This window comes from Kribbella capetownensis (assembly GCF_004331485.1).
GTDB lineage: Bacteria > Actinomycetota > Actinomycetes > Propionibacteriales > Kribbellaceae > Kribbella > Kribbella capetownensis.
Window position 1 is genome coordinate 1,296,425 of sequence record NZ_SJKD01000001.1, and the last position, 22,377, is coordinate 1,318,801.

The following is a 22,377-nucleotide window of genomic DNA, read 5'->3' on the forward strand; positions in this document are numbered from 1 at the left end:
CCGTGCCGGCACTCACCGGACGGATCCGCACGCCTGCAGCGACCTACGCAGAGGTACTGCGTACTCCCGGGGCGTGGAAGTTCTACCTAGCAGCGGCACCGGCTCGCATCGGTATCGCTATGACCAGCCTGGGCATCGTGTGGCTGGTCCACAGTTCCACCGGCTCGTACGCCGCCGCCGGCAGCGTGACTGGTGGATTCGCAGTCGCTGAGGCACTGGCGGGTCCACAGGTCGCACGCCTGATCGACAAGTACGGCCAGACCCGCATGCTGCCGATCACTCTGCTGGCTCATGGCCTGGCGGTGGCTCTACTGATCGGCCTCACAACGCAGTCGGCACCGCTGCCGGTGCTGGTCGCTGCTGGCGTTCTGGCCGGCGGATCGCTGCCGCAAGTAGGCGCGCAGACCTCAGCCAGGTGGTCGCATGCTCTCCGTGGCGGGCCTGGACTGTCCTCGGCGTACGCGCTGGAGTCACTCGGCACAGGCGTCGCGTTCATGGTCGGCCCGGCTCTGATCGGTACGGTCAGTAGCCTTGCCAGTCCGGTCGCCGGATCGATCCTCGCGACGACTCTGCTGCTCGCCGGCGGGCTATCGCTGTCCGTGCAACGCAGTACGGCGCCTCCACCGGCGGTGCACGAGCGTGGGACCGGCAAGGCGCGGCTGATGCGCCCGACCTTCCTCGGCCTGATCGGGACCAACGTCGGCATCGGTCTGTTCTTCGGCAGCATGCAGGTGTCGGTGACGGCGTACGCACTGAGCAGAGGTAGCCCCGGACTCGCCGGACCGCTGTACAGCGTGACCAGTCTGGTCAGTCTGTTCGCCGGACTCGCCTACGGCGCACGGCGATGGCGGACTCCACCGCTCACTCAGCTGGCGATCACCCTGGCTGGTCTGGCGTTGACCTGTGTGCCGTTGCTGATGGTCGAAACCCCGCTGCAGGCAGGTATCGCGTTAGCCCTTCCAGGCTTGGCGATCGCGCCGTTCCAGATCCTGTCCGCAGTACTGGCACAGGCAGAGGTGCACCCCGCCGTACTCACGCAGGCCTTCACCTGGCTCAACTCCGGCTGCGCCGCGGGCATCGCACTCGGCGCAGCCTTCGCCGGCCACATCGTCGACGCCCACGATCCGCACTACGGCTTCCTCCTAGCGTTGCTCTCAGCAACAGCCGCTGCCGCGGTCGCCGTCGTGATCAGGGCTGGCAAGCGGTGCCGGGAATCACGAATGACTGTGCGTGGATGATCATCGGCGTCTCCTTCGCGGCCTGTCGAGTGGTCCATCGAACTGTGTCGGTCGCGCCTGCAAGACTGTCACTGGTCGAGGATTGCATGACGAGGCTTGGTCGGAGATAAGCTCGGAGGCCACGCTCAGAGAGGGTGCGATGACGGACATTTACACCACGCCGCTCCTTACCGCGCGAGAGACGGCGCGCTATCTCAAGATGCCTGAGTCGACCCTGGACACCTGGCTGTCGGACAACTCAGGGGCGTCGCTGGTACACGCGGTCAGGCCAGAGCGAAGGGGATGGCCCAGGGTTCCGTTCGTCGGGATCATCGAGGCCTACGTGCTGCGAACACTTCGTGATGAACTCGGCTTCTCGATGCCGACTGTCAGGCGGGCGGCCGACCTGGTGAGGTCCGAGTTTGCGGATGCGTATGCCCTGGCGAGCGAGCGGATTGCAACAGACGGCATCGAACTGTTCGTGAGAGTGGCCGACGAGTCTTTGGTGCGCGCGCCAGACCGCCAAGGCGCATTTCCCGAGGTTCTTGCGGACTATCTGAGGTACATCAGCTGGGATGCGGCTGGAGCCCCTGAACGTCTCAGGCTGCCGCAGTATCCGTCAGAGGCTGAGGTGGTCATTGACCCACGGTTCGGCTGGGGCGCACCTGTGCTGGCCAAGAGCAAGGTTCCGGTCGAGGCGATGGTCTCCCTGTGGAGGACGGGCGAGCCCATCAGCGTCGTTGCCGAGGAGTACGAACTCCCCGCGGATGTAGTCGAGAATGTCCTCCGCCAGGCCGCCTGAGTTCTTCTTCGATCGAAGTCTCGGAAAGGCATCGGCCAATCGTCTCCGTGATCATGGCTGGACGGTGCACCTCATCGCGGAGTTCTATCCCGACGATGCAGCTGACATTGCGGACGAAGAGTGGATCGCCGAGGGTTGCTCGCGCGGCTGGGTCCTGCTCACGAAGGACAAGAAAATCCGCTACCGTGCACGCGAGCTAGAGGCCTTGGATCGTGGGAATCTCTTCTGCCTGGCCTCAGGCAACCTGACCCTTGATCAGATGGCGCAACGCTTCATAGACGCTGAGGCCGCCATCTTTAGGGCGACTGACAGAAACTCTGTCGGGTTCTGGCACGTCCTCGATCGCGGTCGTGTCACCAAGATGTGGCCGTAGGCATGCTCAGGGTTGGTAGGTGATTTGGCGTTCGGCTGCGGCTCGGGCGGCGTATTCGGCTGGGGTGAGGCCGATTTGTTGCTTGAACTCCTTGGAGAAGTGGGCCTGGTCGAAGTAGCCGAGGGAGGCGGACAGTTCCGCGAGCTCGGCTACTTCGCCCTGGGCCAGGAGTTCGGCGCCGTCGTGCAGGCGGTAGCGGCGGAGCACCCACTTCGGGCCGACGCCGACGTACCGGCGGAAGAGTCGCTGCAGGGTGCGGATCGGGATGTCGAACTGCTCGGTGATCTGGTCCACCCGGGCCACTGAGCGGTCCGCCGACATTGCGGTCACGATCTCCCGGACCAGTTCGTACGACGGGTCCGGGGGAGCGAGGTGATCGCGCAGGAACGCCTCGAACACCGCACGGCGCCGTACGTCGGACTCCTCGGCGAACATCAGGTCCGCGAGCCGGTCGCCGTCCGGGAACACCGCGGTCAGCGGCAGGATCTCGTCGCGGAACGACGCCACGTCCAGTCCGGTCACCGCGCCGAACCCACCGGCCCAGAACTTCACCCCGAAGGCTCGCCCGCGGCCGACCAGCTCACGCTCGAACTTGCGAGTGCAGATGCCGTTGACGAAGGCGCCCCCGGGCTGCTCGAAGGTGACGTTGACGCTCGGGAACGGCAGCACCTCGGCCGTATACGGCTCGTCCAGATCCCACTCGACGATCCAGTACCACTCCACGAAGCGGCCGATCTCAGGTCCCGCGGCGAGGCGGTGCAGCGAGCGGTGCCGGGCCTGCTCGCGCGGATGCAGGATGCCCTTCTCGCTCTCCGGCGGAGTCGTCACCAGTGGCTGTCGCTTTCTTACAAGACCGGTACGGCGGTCAACGGATTGACTACCGACATGACGGAGAACACGGTAAACCCCATCCCCGACGGTTATCACTCGCTGACCCCGTACCTCGCCGTGGCGGACGGGCCGAAGGCGATCGAGTTCTACCGGTCGGTGTTCGGGGCCGAGGTGATCAGCCGGCAGGACATGCCGGACGGGCGGCTCGGACAGGCGGAGCTGAAGTTCGGGAACTCGATGCTGCAGCTGAGCGACCAGATGCCGCAGATCGGACTGCAGGCACCGAACGGCGAGTGGGTGCATTCCTCGCTGGTGCACTACGTGCCCGACGTGGACGCGACGTACGCGAAGGCGATCGCGGCCGGGGCGAAGCCGGTGGAGGAGGTCCAGACCTTCATGACCGGCGACCGCTTCGGGACGGTGATCGACCCGTTCGGCCACCGCTGGGCGATCCTGACGAAGGTCGAGGACGTGTCACGGGAGGAAGCGGATCGGCGGGTGAAGGAGTGGCTGGCCTCCAACCCGGAGGAGCTGCAGTAGAAGAGTGAAGGCGCGCTGACCTGCGAACTCAAGCCGCCGGCAGTGTAAGGATGCCGTCATGGACCCCGCCGCCGTCTCCCCCTGGCGCCGACTGACGCGTGCGGTCGTCTACGCGGTCGTCGTCGCCATCCCGCTGGCGATGCTGGCGTTCCTCGTCCGCACCGAGTACGACCCGCTGGTGAGATTCGACCAGGACCTCATCGTCGCCGCAACCGACTACACCCGCGGCCACCCACGGTTCCGGACGTTCGTCGACACGTGGGAGCTGATCAGCCAGCCCTGGGTGATTTTCCTGTTCCTGGGCCTGCCGGTGAGCCTGTACGTCTGGTTCGGCAAGCACCTGCGGACGCGGGCCTGGTGGGCGCTGGCGACGATGGCCGCCGGCTGGGCCATCGCGGCCGGGCTCAAGCTTCTCGTCCACCGTGCCCGCCCCGAGATCGACGACCCGTTCGCCCAGCACGCCGGATACTCCTTCCCCTCCGGTCACGCCACCAACAACGCCATCGTCGTCACCGTGGTCGTGCTGTTGATATGGCCCCTGGTGGGTACCGGTCTGCGGAGGCTGCTGGTCGGCCTCGGTGCGGTCTGGGTGATCGTGACGTGTGCCGACAGGCTTTTCGCGGGCGCCCACTTCCTGTCCGACGTCACGGCCGGTGTGCTGCTCGGGTGCGGGCTGACGGCCGCGTCGTACGCGGGCTACAAGGGCTGGAGGCCGCCAACCCCCATCGACAGCACGACGGAAGGGTCAGACTGATGGCGTTCCTCGCCCGCTGGCAGGAAGACACGTCCCGACCCACGGCCAAGGAGGCGGGCCGCGACCTGGCGGTCCGCGCGCTGGCGCCTCTCGTGGTGTGGTGGTTGGTCGTGGTCGGGGTGGGCTGGCTCCTCACCGACGGCCCGCTGAAGGACCTGGGCGGCTCCGAGGAAAGCGTCAGCAAGAGCTTGGAGTCGTCACGGATGGCGTTCGGTGACGCGGTCACGCTCTTCTTCTCGTGGACGGGCGCGACGGTCAGCATCATCGGCGTGTGCCTGGTCGTGGTCGTGCTGGTCTGGCGGCGGACGAAGCAGTGGTGGTTCGCGGTCGTGCCGCTGATCGCGATCAGCCTGCAGGGGTTGGTCTTCTTCGTCACCCAGCTCCTCATCGTCCGCGAGCGGCCAGACGTCGAGAAGCTGGACAACTCGGCGCCGACGTCCAGCTTCCCGAGCGGGCACACCGGCGCCGCGACCGCGCTGTACTTCACGCTGGGGCTGATGGCCCTGCGGATCGCGAACCCGGTGCTCCGCACCGTGGTGGTCAGCGTGTGCGTGGCGGTCCCGTTCCTCGTCGCGACGGCACGGCTCTACCGGGGCATGCACTTCTTCAGCGACGTGACGGTTGCCATCCTCAACGGCTCGGTTGCGGCCCTGCTCGCCTGGTGCTGGCTGCGTCGCGACGATCGGTAGGATCAGACCCGCGCGTAGCGGGCACGCGCGAAGGAGTACACGCCGTACGCCGCCAGGCCGAGCGCGATGCCAAGCAGAATGACCGTGCCGGCGGGCAGGTCCCGCATCGATCGGAGGCCGCCGTCCAGGCCGGTCGCCTTGCCCGCCCGGTGCTGGATCGCGGCCGTGATGAAGAGGATGCCCACGGCCGCCAGTGCGATGCCCTTACCGATGTAGCCGACCCTGGCGGCGAGGACCACCCCCCGACCCGGGTGCTCCTGCAGGTCCTGGAGGAACCGTTTCCGCCAGCCCTTGTCCACGTGGTAGGCGGCGATGCCGATGATGGCGACGCCGACCAGACCGACGAGAACCCGGCCACCCGGTGCCTCCATCAGGGTTGCGGTGAATTCCTTGGTCTGTTTGTTGGTCGACGTACGACCGCCCGAGGCGAACGTGAAGGACGTCCAGGCGAGCGCGCCGTACAGCACGAGCTTGGCGCCGGCCTTCGCCTTGTCGGACGCCTCGTGCCGGGTGATGAGCTCCGTGAGCTGCCAGAGGGCGAGCAGGGCGAACCCAACCGCGATCACCCAGAGCAGGACCTGTCCCGCCGACTCCTCGGCGAGTGTCGCCAGCGCCCCCGACTGACTCGCCTCCTGGCTGCCGCCGCCGAGAGCGATCTGCGCGGTCAGGTAGGCGAGCAGCAGGTGCAGGACGCCGCTGGCGCCGTAGCCGAGGCGAGCCCCCCACTCGACCACGGGATGGTCACCGGCCCTGGCTGCGGTCCTCTTCGCCGAGTCGCTCCCCCCGCCGAGCCGATCGCCACTGCTGCTCATGATGTCTCCCTCGCCTACGTGTACCCAGCCACCACCGCTGGTAAGCCTCGCAGGCGCCGTGCAACAGTACGCGGGTGAAAGCCAAGGGTCCTGAGATCGCCGTCGTCGTCAACCCAACGAAGGTCGACCTCGCCGAGGTGCGTGAGGTTCTCCAGGACGCGGCCGCCGCGGCGGGCGTCGAGGCGCCGACGCTGGTCGAGACGACCGAGGACGATCCCGGCTTCGGCCAGACACGCGAGGCCGTTCGCGACGGCGCCGGTCTGGTGTGTGCCCTCGGGGGCGACGGGACCGTGCGGGCGGTGGCGCAGGAGCTCGTCGGCACCGGCGTCGCGATGGGTCTCCTTCCAGGCGGTACCGGGAACCTGCTGGCCCGCAACCTCGGCCTCCCGATCGACTCCCTGGCCGAGGCGGCCGCCGCGGCCTTCTCCGGCCAGGACCGCACGATCGATGTCGGATGGTTGGTCGTCGACCCCGACGAGAGCCAGCGCGCTGGTGACCTGCGCACCGGCGCGGACAACGTCCACTGCTTCACCGTCATGGCCGGGGTCGGTTTCGACGCCCAGATCATGAATGACGCGCCCGAGGGCGTGAAGGACAAGGCCGGCTGGGCGGCGTACGTCGCCAGCGGCGGAACGCACCTGAAGGACGACCCGTTCGCGCTCGACCTGGCGGTGGATGGGCGCAGTGCGGGCCCCGGCCAGGCCCGCACGGTCGTGGTCGGCAACTGCGGCGAGCTCACCGGCGGCATGGTGCTGCTGCCCGATGCCGAGGTCGATGATGGCCGGCTGGACGTGGCGACGCTCAGCCCCGACAGCCTGACCGAGTGGATCGGGGTGGCCTCGCGGGTGCTGGCCGACCGGGGCGACGGACCCTCGCTCCAGCGTGATCGGGGTCGTGACCTCACGGTGCGAGTCGACCCGCCACAGCTGTGCGAGGTCGACGGTGACGTTCTGACCGAGGCAGGCCTTCTGCGCTTCGCGGTGCAGCCGGCCTGCCTTGTGGTACGCGTCGGCCGAGACAGCGCCTGACCAGCGGCTCGGATCTCGAGACTGTTCTCGTCAGACAACGAGACAGCGGCCCGCCGGAACCGTCCCCTGCGGCAGTTTCGGCGGGCCGCTGACTAAGAGTGTGCACGCGATCACGCTGAATGGCAAGCTGTCGATTGATGAAACAACTACTTGAAGTGACTGTTTCAAGGCGATGAACGGCGGGCCGAACCGTGGACCGGGGTCCGGTAGGCTTTGGTCGCAAGAGCCTGGATGCGTTGCCGGATGAATGTCCGGTGAACGTCTCCGGGCTTCACCGTTTCCAGCGTCCGGCAGTCGCGGAGTCGTGAGGCCGTCAGCCGGCGCGTGAAGAGGAGGGCTGAGATGCCCGCAATCGTGCTCGTCGGCGCCCAGTGGGGCGATGAGGGCAAAGGCAAGGCGACCGATCTGCTCGGCAACACGGGCGAGGTCATCGACTACGTGGTCAAGTTCAACGGCGGCAACAACGCCGGCCACACGGTGGTGATCGGCTCCGAGAAGTACGCGCTGCACCTGCTGCCGAGCGGGATCCTGACCCCCGGTGTCACCCCGGTGATCGGCAACGGGGTGGTGATCGACCTCAACGTGCTGTTCGAGGAGCTCGACGCGCTGCAGGCCCGCGGCGTCGACACCTCGCGGCTCGTGGTCAGCGCCGGTGCGCACCTGATCCCGCCGTACAACCGGACTCTCGACAAGGTGACCGAGCGGTTCCTCGGCAGCCGTCGGATCGGGACCACGGGCCGCGGCATCGGGCCGACGTACGCGGACAAGATGAACCGGATCGGCATCCGGGTCCAGGACCTGTACGACGAGAAGATCCTCGAGCAGAAGGTGACCGGCGCACTGGAGCAGAAGAACCAGCTGCTGGTGAAGGTCTACAACCGGCGCGCGGTGGAGATCTCCGAGGTGCTGGACGAGCTGCTCGGGTACGCCGAACGCCTCCGGCCGATGGTGGCCGACACCAGCCTGCTGCTGAACAAAGCGCTGGACGACGGCAAGACCGTGCTGATGGAAGCCGGTCAGGCGACGCTGCTGGACGTCGACCACGGCACGTACCCGTTCGTCACGTCGTCCAATGCGATCTCTGCCGGTGCGTGCACGGGTGCCGGCATCCCGCCGACCCGGATCGATCGCGTGATGGCGGTTGTGAAGGCTTACACGACCCGCGTCGGCGAGGGTCCGTTCCCGACGGAACTGCTGGACGCGGACGGCGAGTGGCTGCGGCAGCAGGGCGCGGAGTTCGGTACGACGACCGGCCGGCCGCGTCGCTGTGGCTGGTACGACGCGGTCATCGCCCGGTATGCCGCCCGCGTGAACGGCGTCTCCGACTTCGTCCTCACCAAGCTGGACACCCTGACCGGCCGCGAGAAGATCCCGGTCTGCGTCGCGTACGACGTGAACGGCGTACGGCACGAGGAGATGCCGATGACGCAGACCGACTTCCACCACGCCGTCCCGGTCTATGAGGAGTTCGACGGCTGGTCCGACGACATCACCGGCTGCCGCACCTTCGAAGACCTCCCGAAGCAGGCCCAGACCTACGTCCGCGCTGTCGAATCCCTCAGCGGCGCCCGAATCTCCGCCATCGGCGTAGGCCCCGAAAGAACCCAAATCATCCAGCCCTGACCTCAGCCTGCGGCCACCTCGCATCCCGGGGTGGCCAGCAGTCATACCGTGGTCATACCATGGTTGGGTGGCGGTGAAGAAGAAGACGTTGTCCTTCGACGAGGAGCTGTGGTCGGCGGTCGAGCGCCGGGCCCGGGAGGCGAACACGACGCCGTCGGCGTACGTGAACGAGTTGGTCGCCAAGAGCGAGAGGTTGTACCGCGGCCTCGAGGCAATCTCCGACTGGGAGTCCGAGCACGGCGCTCTGACTGCGGATCAGCTCGACTGGGCCGATCGGGCGCTGGCGGATGCTCAGCGCGAGGCAGTGGACAGCGGGGAGCCGGACGACGGTCAGGGCACGAAGGCGTGACGCAGCTCGTGTACGACGCCGGTGCCCTCATCGCTGCCGAGCGGAACGACCCGCGGTTGTGGGCGATCCATCTGCGCGCGTTGATGCGCGGTGTCGAGCCGAGTGTGCCCGCCGCGGCGCTGGCCCAGGTCTGGCGCGGACACAAGCAGCGTGGTCTGCGTCGGCTGATCGACGGGTGCGACGTCGTACCGCTCACACAGGAACTTGCGACCCGGGTGGGAGAACTGCTGGCCGTCGCGGACCGGGCCGACGTTGTTGACGCTCAGGTGTTGGCGTGTTGCTTCGAGTCGGCGGCGACCTGTGTGACCTCGGATCGGGGCGACATCGCACACCTGGCGGAGGCTGCGCGTACCGGAGCCTGGCGTGGCAACACCCGCTGGAAGGTGCCGATCATCTCGCTCTGAACTTCGGCCTCAGCGGCCGATGCTGTTCTCAGCGGCCGATGAAGGGGAGGTCTCGGATGAAGGGGGCGTCTCGGAGGTCGTTGAGGGTGGGGCGGTCGATGGTGGGGGTTTCGATGGGGGTGCGGGCCCAGGTGGAGCCTTGGCCCTGGGTGGCTTGGTAGAAGGTGAGGGCGCCGATCGCCAGGAGTACGGCGGCGATGGTGGCGGAGAGCCAGTGCCGGCGGAAGGTAGTGCGGGCGGCGATGTGAGCTCCGCGGCGGAGTGAGGTGCCGCCGGGGACCCACCAGGCGGTGACGAGTGCGGTGAGCGCGGCGGAACCGAAGCCGAAGGCTGACAGTGGCTGCCAATCCAGACTGTTGGCCGTGGCGGCCACTCCGGTCACGACGACGCCGACGATGCCGCCCATGACGACCGGCAGGATCAGGCAGGGCAGGGTGACGAGACCTGCCATGACCAACTGCAGGGGTGTGGATGCCGCCGCGACCACGCTGTCCGAGCGGCCGGACCGACCGCGCATCTGACGGCGTCGCATCAGCGCAGTACTCGAGCGGTCGACGGTCCGCGCGATCACGAACAGCACGATGGTGATGAGCGAACCCAAGCCCGGATAGAGGGCAATCAGCCCGGTCAGCGCCACCATCAACCCGACCATGACCGCAGTACGCTTCCCGGTCGGCGGAGTCTTCTCCGGCCGAGGTGCCTGCGGCTGCGGCGAGCGCTCCGGCTGCGGACCGGGCTGTTGGTACGGCGGACCGCCCTGCTGGTACGGCGCCGGCACCGGACTCTGCTGCTGGTACGGCGACGGTGCCCCGTAGTACGGCGCGACGCCCTGCGGACCGCTCTGATACGGCAACGGCATCGCGGCAGGCGGCGCCGCAGTAGGCGTCGGGCTGTAGTTCACCGGATGAACCGGCGGAGAAGCCTCCGGCAACGGCTGAGCCGCCTTCTTGGCCGCAGCGGCCTCACGCAGCTTGTCGCGGATCGGAGCGAACGCCGACAGCGGCGGAATCACCGACGGAATGAGCCCCGCCACCTCAGTGGCTGAGTGCTCGTCCGACGGCATCTCGCGAGTCATCAACGCGGTAGGCGGATTCAGGTGCACAGTCTCCGGCGCGGGCGTCTCCTTCGCCGGCAGTGCGTCGCGGCCCTCGGCGTACCGGTTGAGCCCCTCCATGATCTCGACCTGCGTCGGCCGGTCGTTCTTGTCGGGTGCGAGCGCTGCGGCGAGCAGTGGCTTCAGCCGCGGGTCGAGTCCCTCCAGGTCGGCCTGTCCGGTGTGCACACGATGCAGCACAGCCTCGAATGGTCCCTTGCCGAACGGCCGCCGTCCGGTGGCCGCGAACGCCACAGTGGCGGCCCAGCCCCACCAGTCCGCCGACTCCGACACCATTTCGCCCTCGATGAGCTCAGGTGCGAGGTAGCCCGGCGTACCGATCACCAGACCGGTCTGAGTGAGCCGCAGGTCGTCGGCGGCCTGCGCGATGCCGAAGTCGATCATCACCGGCTTGCCGTTGAACATCATCACGTTGCCGGGCTTGAGGTCGCGGTGGATCACACCGACCTGGTGGATCGCCTGAAGCGATTCCGCCAGGCATCCAGCCAGCGGCAGCCACTTGCGCGGGGTCAGCGGCCCGCGGTCGTCGACCTGCTCGTCCAGCGGCCGTCCCGGCACGAACCGGGTCACCAGATAGGGCTGGTCGCCCTCCAGATCGTGGTCGAGGATGCCTGCCACGCCGGGGTGGCTCACCTTCTGCAGTGTGGTTGCTTCACGCTGCAACCGGGCCCGCGCGATCGGATCGTGCGCGACGTGCGGGCGCAGTACCTTGAGCGCGACCTCCTGGCGCTCGGGACCTTCGGCCAGGTAGACGACGCCCATGCCGCCCTGTCCGAGCCGCCGGATCAACCGGTACGGCCCGACCCTTTCCTCCCCCACCTCCTCGACAGGCGCGGAAGGCGGTCCCCCTGTGGCTGACATGCCATCTACGGTACGTGGGCAGCAGACCAAGCCGACCGGATGACCTCTGACGTAATCGTCTCGATTCGGCTTCTGCCGCAGGCTTGTCGCAACGGAATCATCCGAAAGAACGAGGAGACAGTCACCATGACGGCGTACGCGATCGCCTATCTGCGCAACATCGAGTTCGGCGACGACATCATCGAGTACCTGCACCGCGTCGACGCGACCCTGGCGCCGTACAACGGGCACTTCATCGTGCACGGCGACGACGCGGAGCCGATCGAGGGCGAGTGGAGCGGTGCTCCGATCGTGATCGAGTTCCCCGACTACGACCAGTTGCGCGGTTGGTACGACTCTCCGGCGTACCGGGCGATCCTGCACCTGCGCACCGACAACGCCGACAGCACGGTCATCTTCGTCAACGGCTGCGGTCGCGACCACAAGGCCACCGACGTGCTGGTCTGATCTTCGTGGCCAGATCCTTGCGAACACCGTCATCTCGGCCACTGGCTGGCGGCGCTGCCGGGCGGTTGGGTAGAGCTATGCGAATCGAGATGCTGGTGTTCGACGGTGTGGACGAGATGGACGTGATGGGTCCGTTCGAGGTCTGGAGCCATGCGCGGCGGCGGCCGGAGTTCGACATGGCGCTGGTCGGCCTGGACGGTCCGGTCGAGGTGACCGGGCTGCACGGCCTGCAGTTCAAGGCGCCCGAGGGTCTCGGTACGCCGGACGCACTCTTCGTCCCGGGCGGCGGCTGGATGAATCGGGCGGAGACGGGCTCATGGGCAGAGGCGCGGCGCGGAGTGATGACGGCGAGGATCGCCGAACTCGCGCCGACGCTCAGCCTGATCACCTCGGTCTGCACCGGCGCGATGCTGCTCGCCGAGGCCGGGCTGCTGAAGGGCCGCCCAGCCACCACGAACCGCGGCGCCTGGGCCGAACTCGAGGCGTTCGGCGCGGACCTCAAGACGAATCGCGTCGTCGACGACGGCGACCTGATCACCGCCGGCGGCGTCACCTCCGGCATCGACCTCGCCCTGTACGTCGTCGAGCGGGTGTGCGGAGCGGATGCCGCCGACGGGATCGCGGGCGCACTGGAGTACACCCGCGATCGCGACGTCTACATTGCTGCAGGCAACTAAGCCTGCGCGAGCTCCGGGTAGAGGGCGGTCAGGTCGCCGGAGATCGCTGCCTTCGCGCCCCGGGCAGTGTCGTCCGCCAAGACCTCGTGAGCGCCGGCCTCGATCCCGTCGAGTGCCTGCTTGGCGATGTCCTCCGGCCGGGACTTCGGTGCCGTGACCGCAGCGGCCATGTCAGTGTCGACGTACCCCATGTGCAGGCCGGTGACGCCGATGCCGCGGCCGAGCAGTTCAAGCCGGATCGCGTTGGTCTGCAGCCAGAACGCGGCCTTGGTGGCGGAGTACGCGCCGTGCCGCGCCACCCAGGACAGCGCCGAGTGGGCGTTCAGGATGTGGCCGCCGCCGTTGCGCTCGATGATCGGCACGAACGCCTTGGTCAGCTCGAGCGGACCGAAGAAGTTCGCTTCGAAGACCGCGCGGATGTCGTCGATCGGCGCCTCGAGGTAGGTGTCCGGCGAGCTCGCGCCGGCGTTGTTGATCAGCACGGTGACGTCCGGGGCCGCGACCGCGAGGGCGTCGATCGAGGCCTGGTCGGTGATCTCCAGCGGCAGCGGGACCACGCGCGGGTCGGCGCTCGGCTCGGGGGTGCGTGCGGTCGCGTAGACCTTCGCCACGCCGCGGTCGAGCAGGTCGTCGACGATCGCCTTGCCGATGCCGCGCTGGCCGCCGGTGACCAGGACGACGGCGCCTTCGAGTGTGGTCATGTCGCTGCTCCTGAGGGTTGGAAACCGATCTGTTTCCATGACTATAAACCGATCGGTTTCTGACATCAAATCCAGCCGGTACCCTCGTTGCATGACCACCTCGGCGACACCCCGCGAACGCCTCCTCGAGGCCGCGGGCGAACTCTTCCACCGCGACGGCGTCAACATCGGAGTGGACGCGCTGTGCAAGGCGGCCGGGGTGTCGAAGAAGTCGATGTACCAGCTGTTCCGTTCCAAGGACGAGCTGATCGCGGAGAGCCTGGCCAGCCGCGGCCCGTCGTACCAGGCGTTGCTGCATCCGGGGCCGGAGGACGAGCGCCCGGCCCGGGACCGGATCCTGACGGTGTTCGAGCGGCAGGACGAATTGGTTGCCCAGGGCGACTTCCTCGGCTGTCCCCACGTCAGTACGGCGGTCGAGCTGAAGAACCCGGAGCACCCGGGCTCGGTGGTCGCCCGGCACTTCAAACAGCACCTGACCGACTTCTTCCACCGTGAACTGGTGAAGGCTGGTGCCGAGGATCCGGGCACGCTGGCGATCCAGCTGACGATGATCTTCGATGGCGCCAGTGCCCGGGCGGTCGTCCGCGCCCAGAACCTGGGCGGCATCGGCGTACTCACTGCCGCCGCGCTGCTGGACGCGGCCGGTGTGCGTGCGAGCGAGCTGGCGGCCCAGGCGGGCTGAATCGCCGATTGCCGAGGGTAGTGGCCTGCGGTTCTGAGGCGTGCACAGAGGTGGGACAGATTCTCACTTTGTTCCACTGAGCTGGGAAAAGATCCCGGTGCGTTCCGTCGTCGACGGGATCTTGACGTGCTCACCGTCTGTCGTCAAACTTTCGAAAAGACCCTGCGCTAGTGGGGGAAGCGCAGGTGTCTACCGCCCCGAAGAACAGGACATCCGCCCATGCGAAAGAAACCCCTGGTCCTGGCTGCAGCCTGCGCGGCGCTGGTCGCCGGGACACTCAGCAGCCCAGCAGTTGCCGCTTCGAAAGCCGAGCCCAGTGCCGTGCAAGCGCCCGCGACGTTCACCCACCCAGGTGTCGGATCGAGCCAGGCCCAGCTGGACTTCGTCCGGGCCAAGGTGCAGGCCGGCGCGCAGCCGTGGACGAACGCGTTCAACCAGGCCAAGAACAGTTCCTACGCGTCGTTGTCCCGTACGCCGAAGCCGCGCGCGGTGGTCGAGTGTGGGTCGTACTCGAACCCGAACTACGGGTGCACCGACGAGCGTGAGGATGCGATCGCGGCGTACACGGATGCGCTGCTGTGGTACCTCACCCGCGACGATCGCTATGCACAGAAGGCGATCCAGCTGATGGACGCGTGGTCGGGGACGATCCGCGACCACACCAACAGCAACGCGCCGCTGCAGACCGCGTGGTCCGCGTCGTCGTGGCCGAAGGCCGCCGAGATCATCAAGCACGTGTACGGCAACTGGCCGAACGCCGGCCGTTTCGCCACCATGCTGCGCAACGTCTACCTGCCCGAGATCATCAACGGCTCGAACTCCAACGGGAACTGGGAGTTGAGCATGACCGAGGCAATCCAGGGCATCGGCGTGTTCCTCGACGACAAGGCCGTGTACGACAAGGGCATCGCGCTGTTCCGGCTGCGCGTCCCGGCGTACGTGTACCTGGAGTCCGACGGTGCGCTGCCGAAGACGGTGCCGAGCCAGAATCTCAACACCCGCGACAAGATCGTCAACTACTGGCAGAAGCAGGAGACGTTCGTGACCGGTCTGACTCAGGAGACCTGTCGCGACTTCGTCCACACCGGCTACGGCATCTCGTCGATCTCGCACGTACTGGAGACGGCGCGGATCCAGGGGATCGACATGTACCCGGAGTTCGGTGAGCGGCTGCGGCAGGCGCTCGGCTTCCAGTCCAAGTGGGAGCGCAACCTCGAGCCGGTCCCGTCCTGGCTGTGCAACGGCACGCTCAAGCGCGGTCTCGGCCCGATCACCGAGGTCGGGTTCAACGCGCTGCACACCCGGCTCGGGATCGCGATGACCAACACCCAGGTCATCACCGAGTCCCGCCGTCCGGCCGGGTCGAACAACCTCTTCGTCGCGTGGGAGACCCTCACGCACGCGGAGAACCCCGCCTGACAGGCTTCCGGGAGGGCTGAACCCATCTGCCCTTCAGCTCTCCCGGATCACCACCGGCCGGCCACGTCACGTCGACGTGGTCGGCCGTTGTCGTCGGCCGTTGTCGTTGTCAGGCCCCGTTGTCGTTGTCAGACCTGGGCCTCGCCGCGCTTCCAGTAGCCCTGGAACGAGATCGCCGGCTTCGGCATCCCGGCGGCGTTGACCAGGTGGCGGCGTACCGACTTGATCATCGACGAATCCCCGGCGACCCAGGCGTAGTCGGCGTCGTACGGCAGCTCGGCGCCCTTGAGGGCCTCGAGCAACGAGTTCGGCGGCGTGACCCAGGTGACGTCGGCGGTGCCGGGTGTCGGCAGCGGCCGGATGTCGCCGGCGTCCGGCACCTCGACGAAGACGGTCGCGTGGGCGGTGACGGGCAGCTGCTCGAGGATGCCGGCCAGCGCGGGCAGCGCGGTCTCGTCGACGACCAGGATCCGGCGGACGCTGGTCGCCGGTGGGACGTAGTCGACGCCGGAGTGGAGCAGTCCCTTGGTGCTGGTGGTGTCCACCGCGAACGGGAGGATCAGGCCGATCTGGTCACCCGGCTGCGCCTGGCTGACCCACGCCGAGGCGGGTCCGTTGACGCCGTGCAGGACGAACTCGATGTCGAGCTCGGCCACCTCGGGCCGGAGCGCCCGGATGGTGTACGTCCGCATGATGAAACGCTCGTCGACCGGCTGGGCGCACCACTCCGGATACCACTCGGGACCCGACGGCAGCTTGATCTCGCCACCGTTGGGCGGCGTGAGCAGGACCTTGATCCGCTGGTCCGGACCGGCGGACACCACGTCGGCGATCCGCGGTGCGACGAAAGTCACGCGGCGCAGGTGCGGGCTCAGGTCGTCGACCGCCGCGACGGTCGCCAGCAGCGAGTCGAACTCGATCGGCCGCTCGAGCACTGTGGTCATGTCCGGTTTCTCCAAGGGGAGCGCAGGGGAGGCTCAGATGCGGACCCGTGGACGACCGGGTTATTCTGAGGCGTCTAGAGGTTAGCCTTACCTAAGAGGGTCTCAAAGTCCAATGCCTCCGCCCAGTGCTCTCGCTGAATCCGCCGGCCGTGACACCTCTGCTGTTGCTCCGTCACGCCCGCGGCGGACCCGGCGGGTCACGCTGGTCGCCGGGCTGATCGTGTGTGTCGCCCTGCTCGCCGTGGTGTCGCTGCTCAGCATCGCGGTCGGCTCGAAGCAGATCCCGTTCTCCACGGTGATCGATGCCCTGCGCCACTACAACGAGGCGAACACCGATCACGTGATCGTGCACTCACTGCGCGTGCCTCGGACCGTGATCGGACTGCTGGTCGGGGCCGCGCTCGGGTTGTCGGGGGCCCTGATGCAGGGAGTCACGCGGAACCCGCTGGCCGATCCCGGCATCCTCGGCGTCAACGGTGGCGCCGCGTTGTTTGTTGTCGGCGGCATCTATTGGTTCGGGCTGTCGAGTCTGACGTCGTACGTCTGGCTCGCGTTCGTCGGGGCGGCAGCGGCGTCGGTGGTGGTCTATCTGCTCGGGTCGCTCGGTCGTGAGGGCGTGACGCCGGTCAAGCTGGCGCTGGCCGGTGCTGCGATGACGGCGATGCTCGGGTCGCTGACGACCGCGTTGCTGATCGGTGACGTCGATACGTTCGACCAGTTCAGGTTCTGGTCGGTCGGGTCGCTGGCCGGCCGGGGTTCCGACATCGCCGGGCCAGTCGCGCCGTTCATCCTGATCGGCATCGTGTTGGCGCTGGTGTCGGGCCGCGTGCTGAACGCGTTGTCCCTCGGTGACGATGTCGCGAAGTCGCTCGGTCAGCGGGTCGGGCTCGCCCGGTTGTTCGTCGCGGTGATCGTCGTACTGCTGTGTGGGGCTGCGACCGCCGCTGCGGGACCGATCGGTTTCATCGGGCTGACCATCCCGCACGTCGCTCGGTTGGTGACCGGCCCGGACTACCGGTGGATCCTGCCGTACTCGATGCTGCTGGCGCCCATTCTGCTGCTCGCATCCGACATTGTCGGCCGGATCGTCGCGCGGCCCGGTGAGCTGCAGGTCGGCATTGTGACCGCGGTCATCGGCGCGCCGTTCTTCATCATTCTGGTCCGTCGACGGAAGCTGGCGGACCTCTGATGGCCACAGCCGAAGCGGTTCAGGTCATCACCCGCGCGCGGGCGGCCCGGCAGGCGCGGTTGCTGCTGGTGATCGTGGTCCTCGCGGCCATCGTGTTCGTGACCTTCTGCGTCTCGCTGTCGCTGGGTGACTTCAAGATCCCGGTCATCGACGTGGTGAAGACGCTGTTCGGTGGCGGCGACAAGGCGACCGAGTTCATTGTCAACCGGCTGCGGTTGCCCAGGGCACTCACCGGCCTGATGGTCGGCGCCGCCCTCGGCATGTCCGGCGCGATCTTCCAGAGCATCGCCCGCAACCCGCTCGCCAGCCCCGACATCATCGGCGTCACGTACGGCGCCAGCGCCTTCGCCGTCTTCGCGATCGTCACGCTGGGACTGACCGGCGTCGCTGTGTCGGCCTTCGCGATCGTCGGTGCCGTACTGACCGCGTTCATCATGTACGTGCTGGCCTGGCGGCACGGGGTGTCGAGCTACCGGCTGATCCTGATCGGCATCGGAATCGGTGCGATCGCCACGAGCCTGACGTCGTTCTTGTTGACCAAGGCAAGGGTCGAGATCGCCCAGCAGGCGTTGATCTGGCTGACCGGCAGCCTGAACGGCCGGGACTGGTCGAACGTGCGGTCGATGGGGATCACGCTCGCGGTGCTGGCTCCGCTGACGGTGTTCATGGTTCAGCGGCTGCGGATCCTGCAGCTCGGCGACGAGACGGCGTACGGGCTGGGGCTTCGGGTGGAGAGTTCGCGGCTCGGGCTGATCGTGATCGGGGTGCTGCTCGCGGCGGTAGCGACCGCTGCGGCCGGGCCGATCGGGTTCGTCGCGTTCGTCGCGCCGCCGATCGCTCGGCGGCTGACCCGGTCGCCGGGGCCGGCGATGATCGCGTCCGCGTTGCTCGGGGCGCTGGTGGTGGCCTTGTCCGATCTGATCGCGCAGCATGCCTTCGGGGACACTCAGTTGCCGGTCGGTGTGGTGACCGGCGTGGTGGGGGCGCCGTACCTGATGTTCCTGCTGGCCCGGTCCAACCGGGTGGGGAGTGGTGGCTGAGAGATGGAGAACCTTGTGGAACACAGCCTCGCCGCCGACGGCCTGGCGGTCGGATACGACCAGCGCGAGATCATCCACGACCTGTCGGTGCGGATCCCGACCGGGAAGATCACCGTCATCGTCGGCGCCAACGCGTGCGGCAAGTCGACGCTGCTGAAGACCATGGCACGGTTGCTGAAGCCGTCGCGCGGGAGCGTGCTGCTGGACGGTAAGAGCATCCAGTCGATCCCGACCCGTGAGGTCGCGACGAAGCTCGGATTGTTGCCACAGTCACCGACCGCACCCGAGGGGATCACGGTCGCTGACCTGGTCGGGCGCGGGCGGTACCCGCGGACCCGGTGGATCCGGCAGTGGAGCAAGGCCGACGACGAGGCGGTCGCGGCCGCGATGACGTCGACCGACGTACTCGAGATCGCCGACCGGCCGATCGACGAACTGTCCGGTGGCCAGCGGCAGCGGGTCTGGATCGCGATGGCGCTCGCGCAGGAGACCGACATCCTGCTGCTGGACGAGCCGACGACGTTCCTCGATCTGACGCATCAGTTCGAGGTGCTTGATCTGCTGGTCGACCTGAACAAGCAGGACGACCGGACCATCGTGCTGGTGCTGCACGATCTCAACCAGGCGTGCCGGTTCGGGGATCACCTGATCGCCATGAAGGATGGCGCGATCGCGGCCGAGGGTAACCCTCGCGAGGTGATCACCGAGGAGGTCGTGCAGGACGTGTTCGGGCTCGGGGTGAAGATCGTTCCGGATCCGGTGGCCGGTACGCCGATGGTGGTTCCGATCGGACGTCATACGACTCGGGCCGACGCTCAGCCAGCCTCCGTCTCGTCAGCTGCTGCCGCGTTGGCGGCGTCCGCTGCTGCCAACGGGGTCTGCCGGCCGACGGACCGCTGACTCGCTATCTACAGCACGCGGCGCTCAGAGCGGGACGCGGAGGCCGTCGTACGCGACCTGCCAGGTGGAGAGGTCCGCGGCGAGTGCTGACTGCGACAGATGGGTGAGGATGAGCTTGCGGCAGGTGAAGCTGTCGCGGTGCCGGGTCAGTGCCTCGAGGTCGAGGTGCCAGCGGATCGGCGTCGGGCTATACCCCTCGCAGAGGAACAGGTCGACATCGTCGGCCGCGTCGAACAGCGCATCGGTCCACTCGGTGTCCCCTGAGTACGCCAGCGATCCACCGGACGTTTGCAGTTGCACGGCGTACGCCGGGGCCCCGGATGCGTGGCGTACTTCGAACGGCGTGATCCGGATGTCGTCGACTTCATGTGGACGGCGGTCGTCGTGTTCGACGACCTGGACCTGGAAGCGGCGCTGCACCTGGGACGAGCCGGGATAGAGCGTCTCCATCGCGGTGGTGAGCCGCTCACTGGTCCCGGGCGGTCCAACGACGGTGAGATCCTGCGTCCGCCGACGGAACTGGCCGTCGAGGATCAGGAACGGCAGCCCGCCGAAGTGATCGCCGTGCAGGTGCGTGATGACGACGGTCCGGATCTCGTTCGGATCGAAGGCCTGCTGCCGAAGTGCGGTCAGGCTGGTCGCTCCGCAGTCCACCAAGGTCTGTGTACCCACCGCGATGCATGTCTGGAACCGTCCGCCTGCCCCGAACGCGTCGCCACTTCCGACCACCGTCACGTCCATGGCCTCACCCTGCCATGGCTCGTGATCCGTCAGTAGCGCGGCTTGAGGCGCACCTGGTAGAGGATCAGACCGGCCAGCAGCGCCCCAAGAGTTCCTAGGGCCAGGTCGCCGAGGGTGTCGGTGTAGGCGGACTGGAGTTCGGGGGAGCTGCGGATGAAGGCGAAGTACTCGCCGACCTCCCAGATGACCGCGGCGGTCGCGCCGAAGCCCAGGGCCACGAAGGCCGTCAGGCCGCGGGAGAGATCGCGCGGGGCGAACGCGAGCAGGACGCCGGCGGTGAGGAAGCCCCAGAGGATGAAGTGCATGGCGTCGTCCCACCAGCTGACCGTGTCGAACAGGTTGAAGCGGTTGCCGACCAGGTCGATCAGCCACGGCAACGTCATCAACAGGTCTGCTGTCCAAGGGAAACGTTGGTGCAGCTTGCTCTTCGTCCGCCCGTACGCCCACCACCACAGCGGCAGGATCATCGCGCCGATCGGGTACACGACCAGCCGTGCGGTCGACGCCTTTCCCTTGATCCCGCTGAGATCCGGCCAGATCAGTGCCGACAGCAACAAACCGAACAGCAGCGCCTTCGCGGCCAGGGCGGCGTACCGCGCCCAGCTCACTGGCGTGGCGGCAACCGTTGTCGCAGTCATCGTCGTCATGCCTCTCAGTCAAACCGACCGCTGGGCGAGGCGGATGAGTACAACTACGCGAAGGACCCCCGCGATGTCCGCCATTGTGACGGATCGCGGGGGTCCCGAACAGCGGTCGGCATCGCCGGCCGGACCCTGCGGTCCCAGCTGGCTGATGCTGAGGGGACGGGCCGGTCTCAGCTGACGCTGATGAGGTCCACGACGAAGATCAGGGTCTCGCCAGGCTTGATCGCGGCGCCGGCGCCGCGGTCGCCGTACCCGAGGTGCGGCGGGATGACCAGCTTGCGCCGGCCGCCGACCTTCATGCCCTGGACACCGTTGTCCCAGCCCTGGATGACCTGGCCGACGCCGAGCTGGAAGGCCAGCGGCGCGCCCCGGTTGTACGACGCGTCGAACTCTTCGCCGGTCGAGTGGGCCACGCCCACGTAGTGCACGTTCACCCGCGACCCGGCCTTGGCCTCGTCGCCGTCGCCCACGGTGATGTCGGTGATCTCGAGATCCGCCGGCGGCGGACCGTCCGGAAAGTCGATCTCTGGCTTCTCAGTCATACCCACCAGCTAACCAGACCTGCGTCCCGATCCGCGCGCCCAGGGTCCCCTGCGGCAGGAACTTCAGGCCTCGCGTCGGCGTCGGTGTGGGGGCGTCGTACCTGGTGGAGGAGGTACGACGCCCCAGAAGGCTAGCGAGCGAGCACCTCGCGGAGTTTGGTGGCGAACTCCTCGGGTTTACCGGGCTGGCCGTACTCGTTGCCGAGGAAGCCGGCGTGGCCACTGGGGAAGACGACGGGCTCGAGGTCGAGGCGTGCGGCGACGGCCTTGCCGCCACGACCGGCCAGCTGGTTGCCGGACTCCTCGCCGACGCCGATGACGATGCGGTCCTTGGCCTTGTCCAGGGCGTCGAAGTCGGGTTGGTACGACGTACAGCCGCGGATGTTCTGGCCGAGGAGAGCGTCATCGCGGGTGCCGTCGTCCTCGGTGGGGAGGCCGAACATGGCCGGATCGGGGGCCGGCTGCTCGGTGTAGTCCGCCGGGATCTCGCCGTCATAGCTGACGATCGCGATGAACTTCGCCATCCCGGCGCCCATGCCGTCACGCTGGTAGGTCTGGTAGATGTCCTGGCAGGCCGCCAGCGCTGCCTCGCTGTCTGGCACGACGCCGGCCAGTGGCGGCTCGTGCGCGACGAGGGTGTGGAGGAGGTCGGGTCGCTTGGCTGCCAGGGCCAGCGAGTTCACCGCGCCGCCGCTGCTGGCGAACATGTCGACCGGGCCGACGTCGAGCGACTCGATCAGCGCGACGAGGTCGGCGGCGTGGTCGTCGGGCCTCAGCTCGCCGGCGCCGTCGCTGCGGACGCTCCGCTCCACCCCGCGCGGGTCGTAGGTGACGACCGTTCGGTCGGTGAAGTGTGACGCCAGGGTCGGGAAACCGCTCGCACCCATTGGCGAACCGATCACCAGCAGCACCGGCTGGTCGCGATCGGCGAGATCCCCGCGGACGTCGTACGTCAGGGTGGCTCCGGGTACGTCGAGCGTGCGGGTGACAGGATCCGGCATGACAGCTCCTCTGCTCCGGCCCATCCCCACCGGTTGGGCTCGTGAGGTGAGCC

The 22,377-nt window shown here is 67.7% G+C and carries 26 protein-coding genes; 17 read left to right on the forward strand and 9 right to left on the reverse strand.

The features are described 5' to 3' along the window. The first annotated feature begins 2 nt into the window (after nt 1-2). The 3 genes from E0H75_RS06380 (at nt 3) to E0H75_RS06390 (ending at nt 2,392) form a co-directional block, all read left to right on the forward strand. A complete protein-coding gene (locus tag E0H75_RS06380; RefSeq protein WP_131512171.1) occupies nt 3-1,238 on the forward strand; it encodes an MFS transporter in 1,236 nt (411 codons plus the stop codon). Between the two features lie 139 nt (nt 1,239-1,377). After that, nucleotides 1,378-2,019 (forward strand): DUF433 domain-containing protein, encoded by a 642-nt coding sequence (locus tag E0H75_RS06385; protein WP_131512173.1) that lies wholly within the window; start codon nt 1,378-1,380, stop codon nt 2,017-2,019. After that, nucleotides 1,997-2,392: a PIN-like domain-containing protein gene (locus E0H75_RS06390; protein WP_165553480.1), complete on the forward strand. Its 396-nt coding sequence runs from the start codon at nt 1,997-1,999 to the stop codon at nt 2,390-2,392. Before E0H75_RS06385 ends, E0H75_RS06390 begins: the two co-directional genes overlap by 23 nt. A gap of 6 nt (nt 2,393-2,398) precedes the next feature. Here the strand turns inward: E0H75_RS06390 and E0H75_RS06395 are convergent, their stop codons facing one another. Further along, entirely contained in the window at nt 2,399-3,220 is an 822-nt protein-coding gene (locus tag E0H75_RS06395; RefSeq protein ID WP_131512177.1) for a helix-turn-helix transcriptional regulator, read from the reverse strand. Between the two features lie 57 nt (nt 3,221-3,277). On the opposite strand from E0H75_RS06395, the gene E0H75_RS06400 reads away from it, so the two are divergent. Genes E0H75_RS06400 through E0H75_RS06410 form a run of 3 tightly spaced genes read left to right on the forward strand, consistent with a single transcriptional unit; the run spans nt 3,278 to nt 5,206 of the window. Further along, entirely contained in the window at nt 3,278-3,763 is a 486-nt protein-coding gene (locus tag E0H75_RS06400) for a VOC family protein (RefSeq protein WP_131512179.1), read from the forward strand. A 58-nt stretch (nt 3,764-3,821) separates the two neighbouring features. Then, nucleotides 3,822-4,517: a phosphatase PAP2 family protein gene (locus E0H75_RS06405; RefSeq protein ID WP_202872838.1), complete on the forward strand. Its 696-nt coding sequence runs from the start codon at nt 3,822-3,824 to the stop codon at nt 4,515-4,517. Further along, on the forward strand, nt 4,517-5,206 hold the full coding sequence (locus E0H75_RS06410) for a phosphatase PAP2 family protein (protein WP_131512181.1): 690 nt from the start codon (nt 4,517-4,519) through the stop codon (nt 5,204-5,206). The genes E0H75_RS06405 and E0H75_RS06410 overlap by 1 nt, the downstream gene beginning before the upstream one ends. A gap of 2 nt (nt 5,207-5,208) precedes the next feature. Here the strand turns inward: E0H75_RS06410 and E0H75_RS06415 are convergent, their stop codons facing one another. Further along, complete coding sequence (locus E0H75_RS06415) at nt 5,209-6,018, reverse strand: DUF1206 domain-containing protein (protein ID WP_131512183.1); 810 nt, start codon at nt 6,016-6,018, stop codon at nt 5,209-5,211. Between the two features lie 74 nt (nt 6,019-6,092). On the opposite strand from E0H75_RS06415, the gene E0H75_RS06420 reads away from it, so the two are divergent. The 4 genes from E0H75_RS06420 to E0H75_RS06435 all read left to right on the forward strand — a co-directional run bounded on the left by E0H75_RS06420 (nt 6,093) and on the right by E0H75_RS06435 (nt 9,422). After that, nucleotides 6,093-7,046 carry a diacylglycerol/lipid kinase family protein gene (locus E0H75_RS06420; RefSeq protein ID WP_131512184.1) on the forward strand — a complete coding sequence of 318 codons (954 nt, stop codon included), beginning with the start codon at nt 6,093-6,095 and terminating at the stop codon, nt 7,044-7,046. A gap of 342 nt (nt 7,047-7,388) precedes the next feature. Further along, nucleotides 7,389-8,669 carry an adenylosuccinate synthase gene (locus tag E0H75_RS06425; RefSeq protein ID WP_131512186.1) on the forward strand — a complete coding sequence of 427 codons (1,281 nt, stop codon included), beginning with the start codon at nt 7,389-7,391 and terminating at the stop codon, nt 8,667-8,669. A gap of 67 nt (nt 8,670-8,736) precedes the next feature. Beyond that, complete coding sequence (locus E0H75_RS06430; protein WP_131512187.1) at nt 8,737-9,018, forward strand: hypothetical protein; 282 nt, start codon at nt 8,737-8,739, stop codon at nt 9,016-9,018. Beyond that, a complete protein-coding gene (locus E0H75_RS06435; RefSeq protein WP_131512188.1) occupies nt 9,015-9,422 on the forward strand; it encodes a PIN domain-containing protein in 408 nt (135 codons plus the stop codon). Before E0H75_RS06430 ends, E0H75_RS06435 begins: the two co-directional genes overlap by 4 nt. Nucleotides 9,423-9,450: 28 nt before the next feature. Here E0H75_RS06435 and E0H75_RS44540 read toward each other — a convergent pair whose 3' ends face one another. Beyond that, nucleotides 9,451-11,397 (reverse strand): protein kinase domain-containing protein, encoded by a 1,947-nt coding sequence (locus E0H75_RS44540; RefSeq protein WP_131512189.1) that lies wholly within the window; start codon nt 11,395-11,397, stop codon nt 9,451-9,453. A 126-nt stretch (nt 11,398-11,523) separates the two neighbouring features. On the opposite strand from E0H75_RS44540, the gene E0H75_RS06445 reads away from it, so the two are divergent. Together E0H75_RS06445 and E0H75_RS06450 are read left to right on the forward strand one after the other, a co-directional pair. Continuing rightward, on the forward strand, nt 11,524-11,844 hold the full coding sequence (locus tag E0H75_RS06445) for a DUF1330 domain-containing protein (protein WP_131512190.1): 321 nt from the start codon (nt 11,524-11,526) through the stop codon (nt 11,842-11,844). A gap of 77 nt (nt 11,845-11,921) precedes the next feature. Beyond that, nucleotides 11,922-12,521, forward strand: a complete 600-nt coding sequence (locus E0H75_RS06450; RefSeq protein WP_131512191.1) for a DJ-1/PfpI family protein — start codon at nt 11,922-11,924, stop codon at nt 12,519-12,521. Here the strand turns inward: E0H75_RS06450 and E0H75_RS06455 are convergent. Continuing rightward, nucleotides 12,518-13,222, reverse strand: coding sequence for an SDR family oxidoreductase (locus tag E0H75_RS06455; RefSeq protein WP_131512192.1), 705 nt, complete (start codon nt 13,220-13,222; stop codon nt 12,518-12,520). The two genes, E0H75_RS06450 and E0H75_RS06455, sit on opposite strands and share 4 nt — an antisense overlap. Before the next feature lie 91 nt (nt 13,223-13,313). Between E0H75_RS06455 and E0H75_RS06460 the strand changes: the two genes are divergently transcribed. Further along, nucleotides 13,314-13,904, forward strand: a complete 591-nt coding sequence (locus E0H75_RS06460; RefSeq protein WP_131512193.1) for a TetR/AcrR family transcriptional regulator — start codon at nt 13,314-13,316, stop codon at nt 13,902-13,904. A 219-nt stretch (nt 13,905-14,123) separates the two neighbouring features. After that, nucleotides 14,124-15,323 (forward strand): alginate lyase family protein, encoded by a 1,200-nt coding sequence (locus E0H75_RS06465; RefSeq protein ID WP_131512194.1) that lies wholly within the window; start codon nt 14,124-14,126, stop codon nt 15,321-15,323. 128 nt (nt 15,324-15,451) lie between these two features. On the opposite strand, the gene E0H75_RS06470 is transcribed toward E0H75_RS06465, so the two are convergent. Continuing rightward, nucleotides 15,452-16,267: a siderophore-interacting protein gene (locus E0H75_RS06470; protein WP_131512196.1), complete on the reverse strand. Its 816-nt coding sequence runs from the start codon at nt 16,265-16,267 to the stop codon at nt 15,452-15,454. A 112-nt stretch (nt 16,268-16,379) separates the two neighbouring features. Between E0H75_RS06470 and E0H75_RS06475 the strand changes: the two genes are divergently transcribed. From E0H75_RS06475 to E0H75_RS06485, 3 genes are read left to right on the forward strand one after another with little or no spacing between them, the layout of a single operon-like run. Next, nucleotides 16,380-17,456: a FecCD family ABC transporter permease gene (locus E0H75_RS06475; protein WP_131512197.1), complete on the forward strand. Its 1,077-nt coding sequence runs from the start codon at nt 16,380-16,382 to the stop codon at nt 17,454-17,456. Further along, entirely contained in the window at nt 17,456-18,496 is a 1,041-nt protein-coding gene (locus E0H75_RS06480; protein WP_131512199.1) for a FecCD family ABC transporter permease, read from the forward strand. The genes E0H75_RS06475 and E0H75_RS06480 overlap by 1 nt, the downstream gene beginning before the upstream one ends. Before the next feature lie 3 nt (nt 18,497-18,499). Beyond that, nucleotides 18,500-19,396, forward strand: coding sequence for an ABC transporter ATP-binding protein (locus E0H75_RS06485; RefSeq protein WP_131512201.1), 897 nt, complete (start codon nt 18,500-18,502; stop codon nt 19,394-19,396). A 24-nt stretch (nt 19,397-19,420) separates the two neighbouring features. On the opposite strand, the gene E0H75_RS06490 is transcribed toward E0H75_RS06485, so the two are convergent. The 4 genes from E0H75_RS06490 to E0H75_RS06505 form a co-directional block, all read right to left on the reverse strand. After that, nucleotides 19,421-20,137, reverse strand: a complete 717-nt coding sequence (locus E0H75_RS06490; RefSeq protein ID WP_131512203.1) for an MBL fold metallo-hydrolase — start codon at nt 20,135-20,137, stop codon at nt 19,421-19,423. Between the two features lie 29 nt (nt 20,138-20,166). Beyond that, the gene (locus tag E0H75_RS06495) at nt 20,167-20,784 is read right to left on the reverse strand and encodes a DUF2238 domain-containing protein (protein ID WP_131512204.1); all 618 of its coding nucleotides are present in this window, start codon (nt 20,782-20,784) and stop codon (nt 20,167-20,169) included. Nucleotides 20,785-20,951: 167 nt separating this feature from the next. Then, on the reverse strand, nt 20,952-21,323 hold the full coding sequence (locus tag E0H75_RS06500; RefSeq protein WP_131512205.1) for an FKBP-type peptidyl-prolyl cis-trans isomerase: 372 nt from the start codon (nt 21,321-21,323) through the stop codon (nt 20,952-20,954). A 131-nt stretch (nt 21,324-21,454) separates the two neighbouring features. Next, a complete protein-coding gene (locus tag E0H75_RS06505; RefSeq protein WP_131512206.1) occupies nt 21,455-22,324 on the reverse strand; it encodes an alpha/beta fold hydrolase in 870 nt (289 codons plus the stop codon). Nucleotides 22,325-22,377 lie beyond the last annotated feature (53 nt).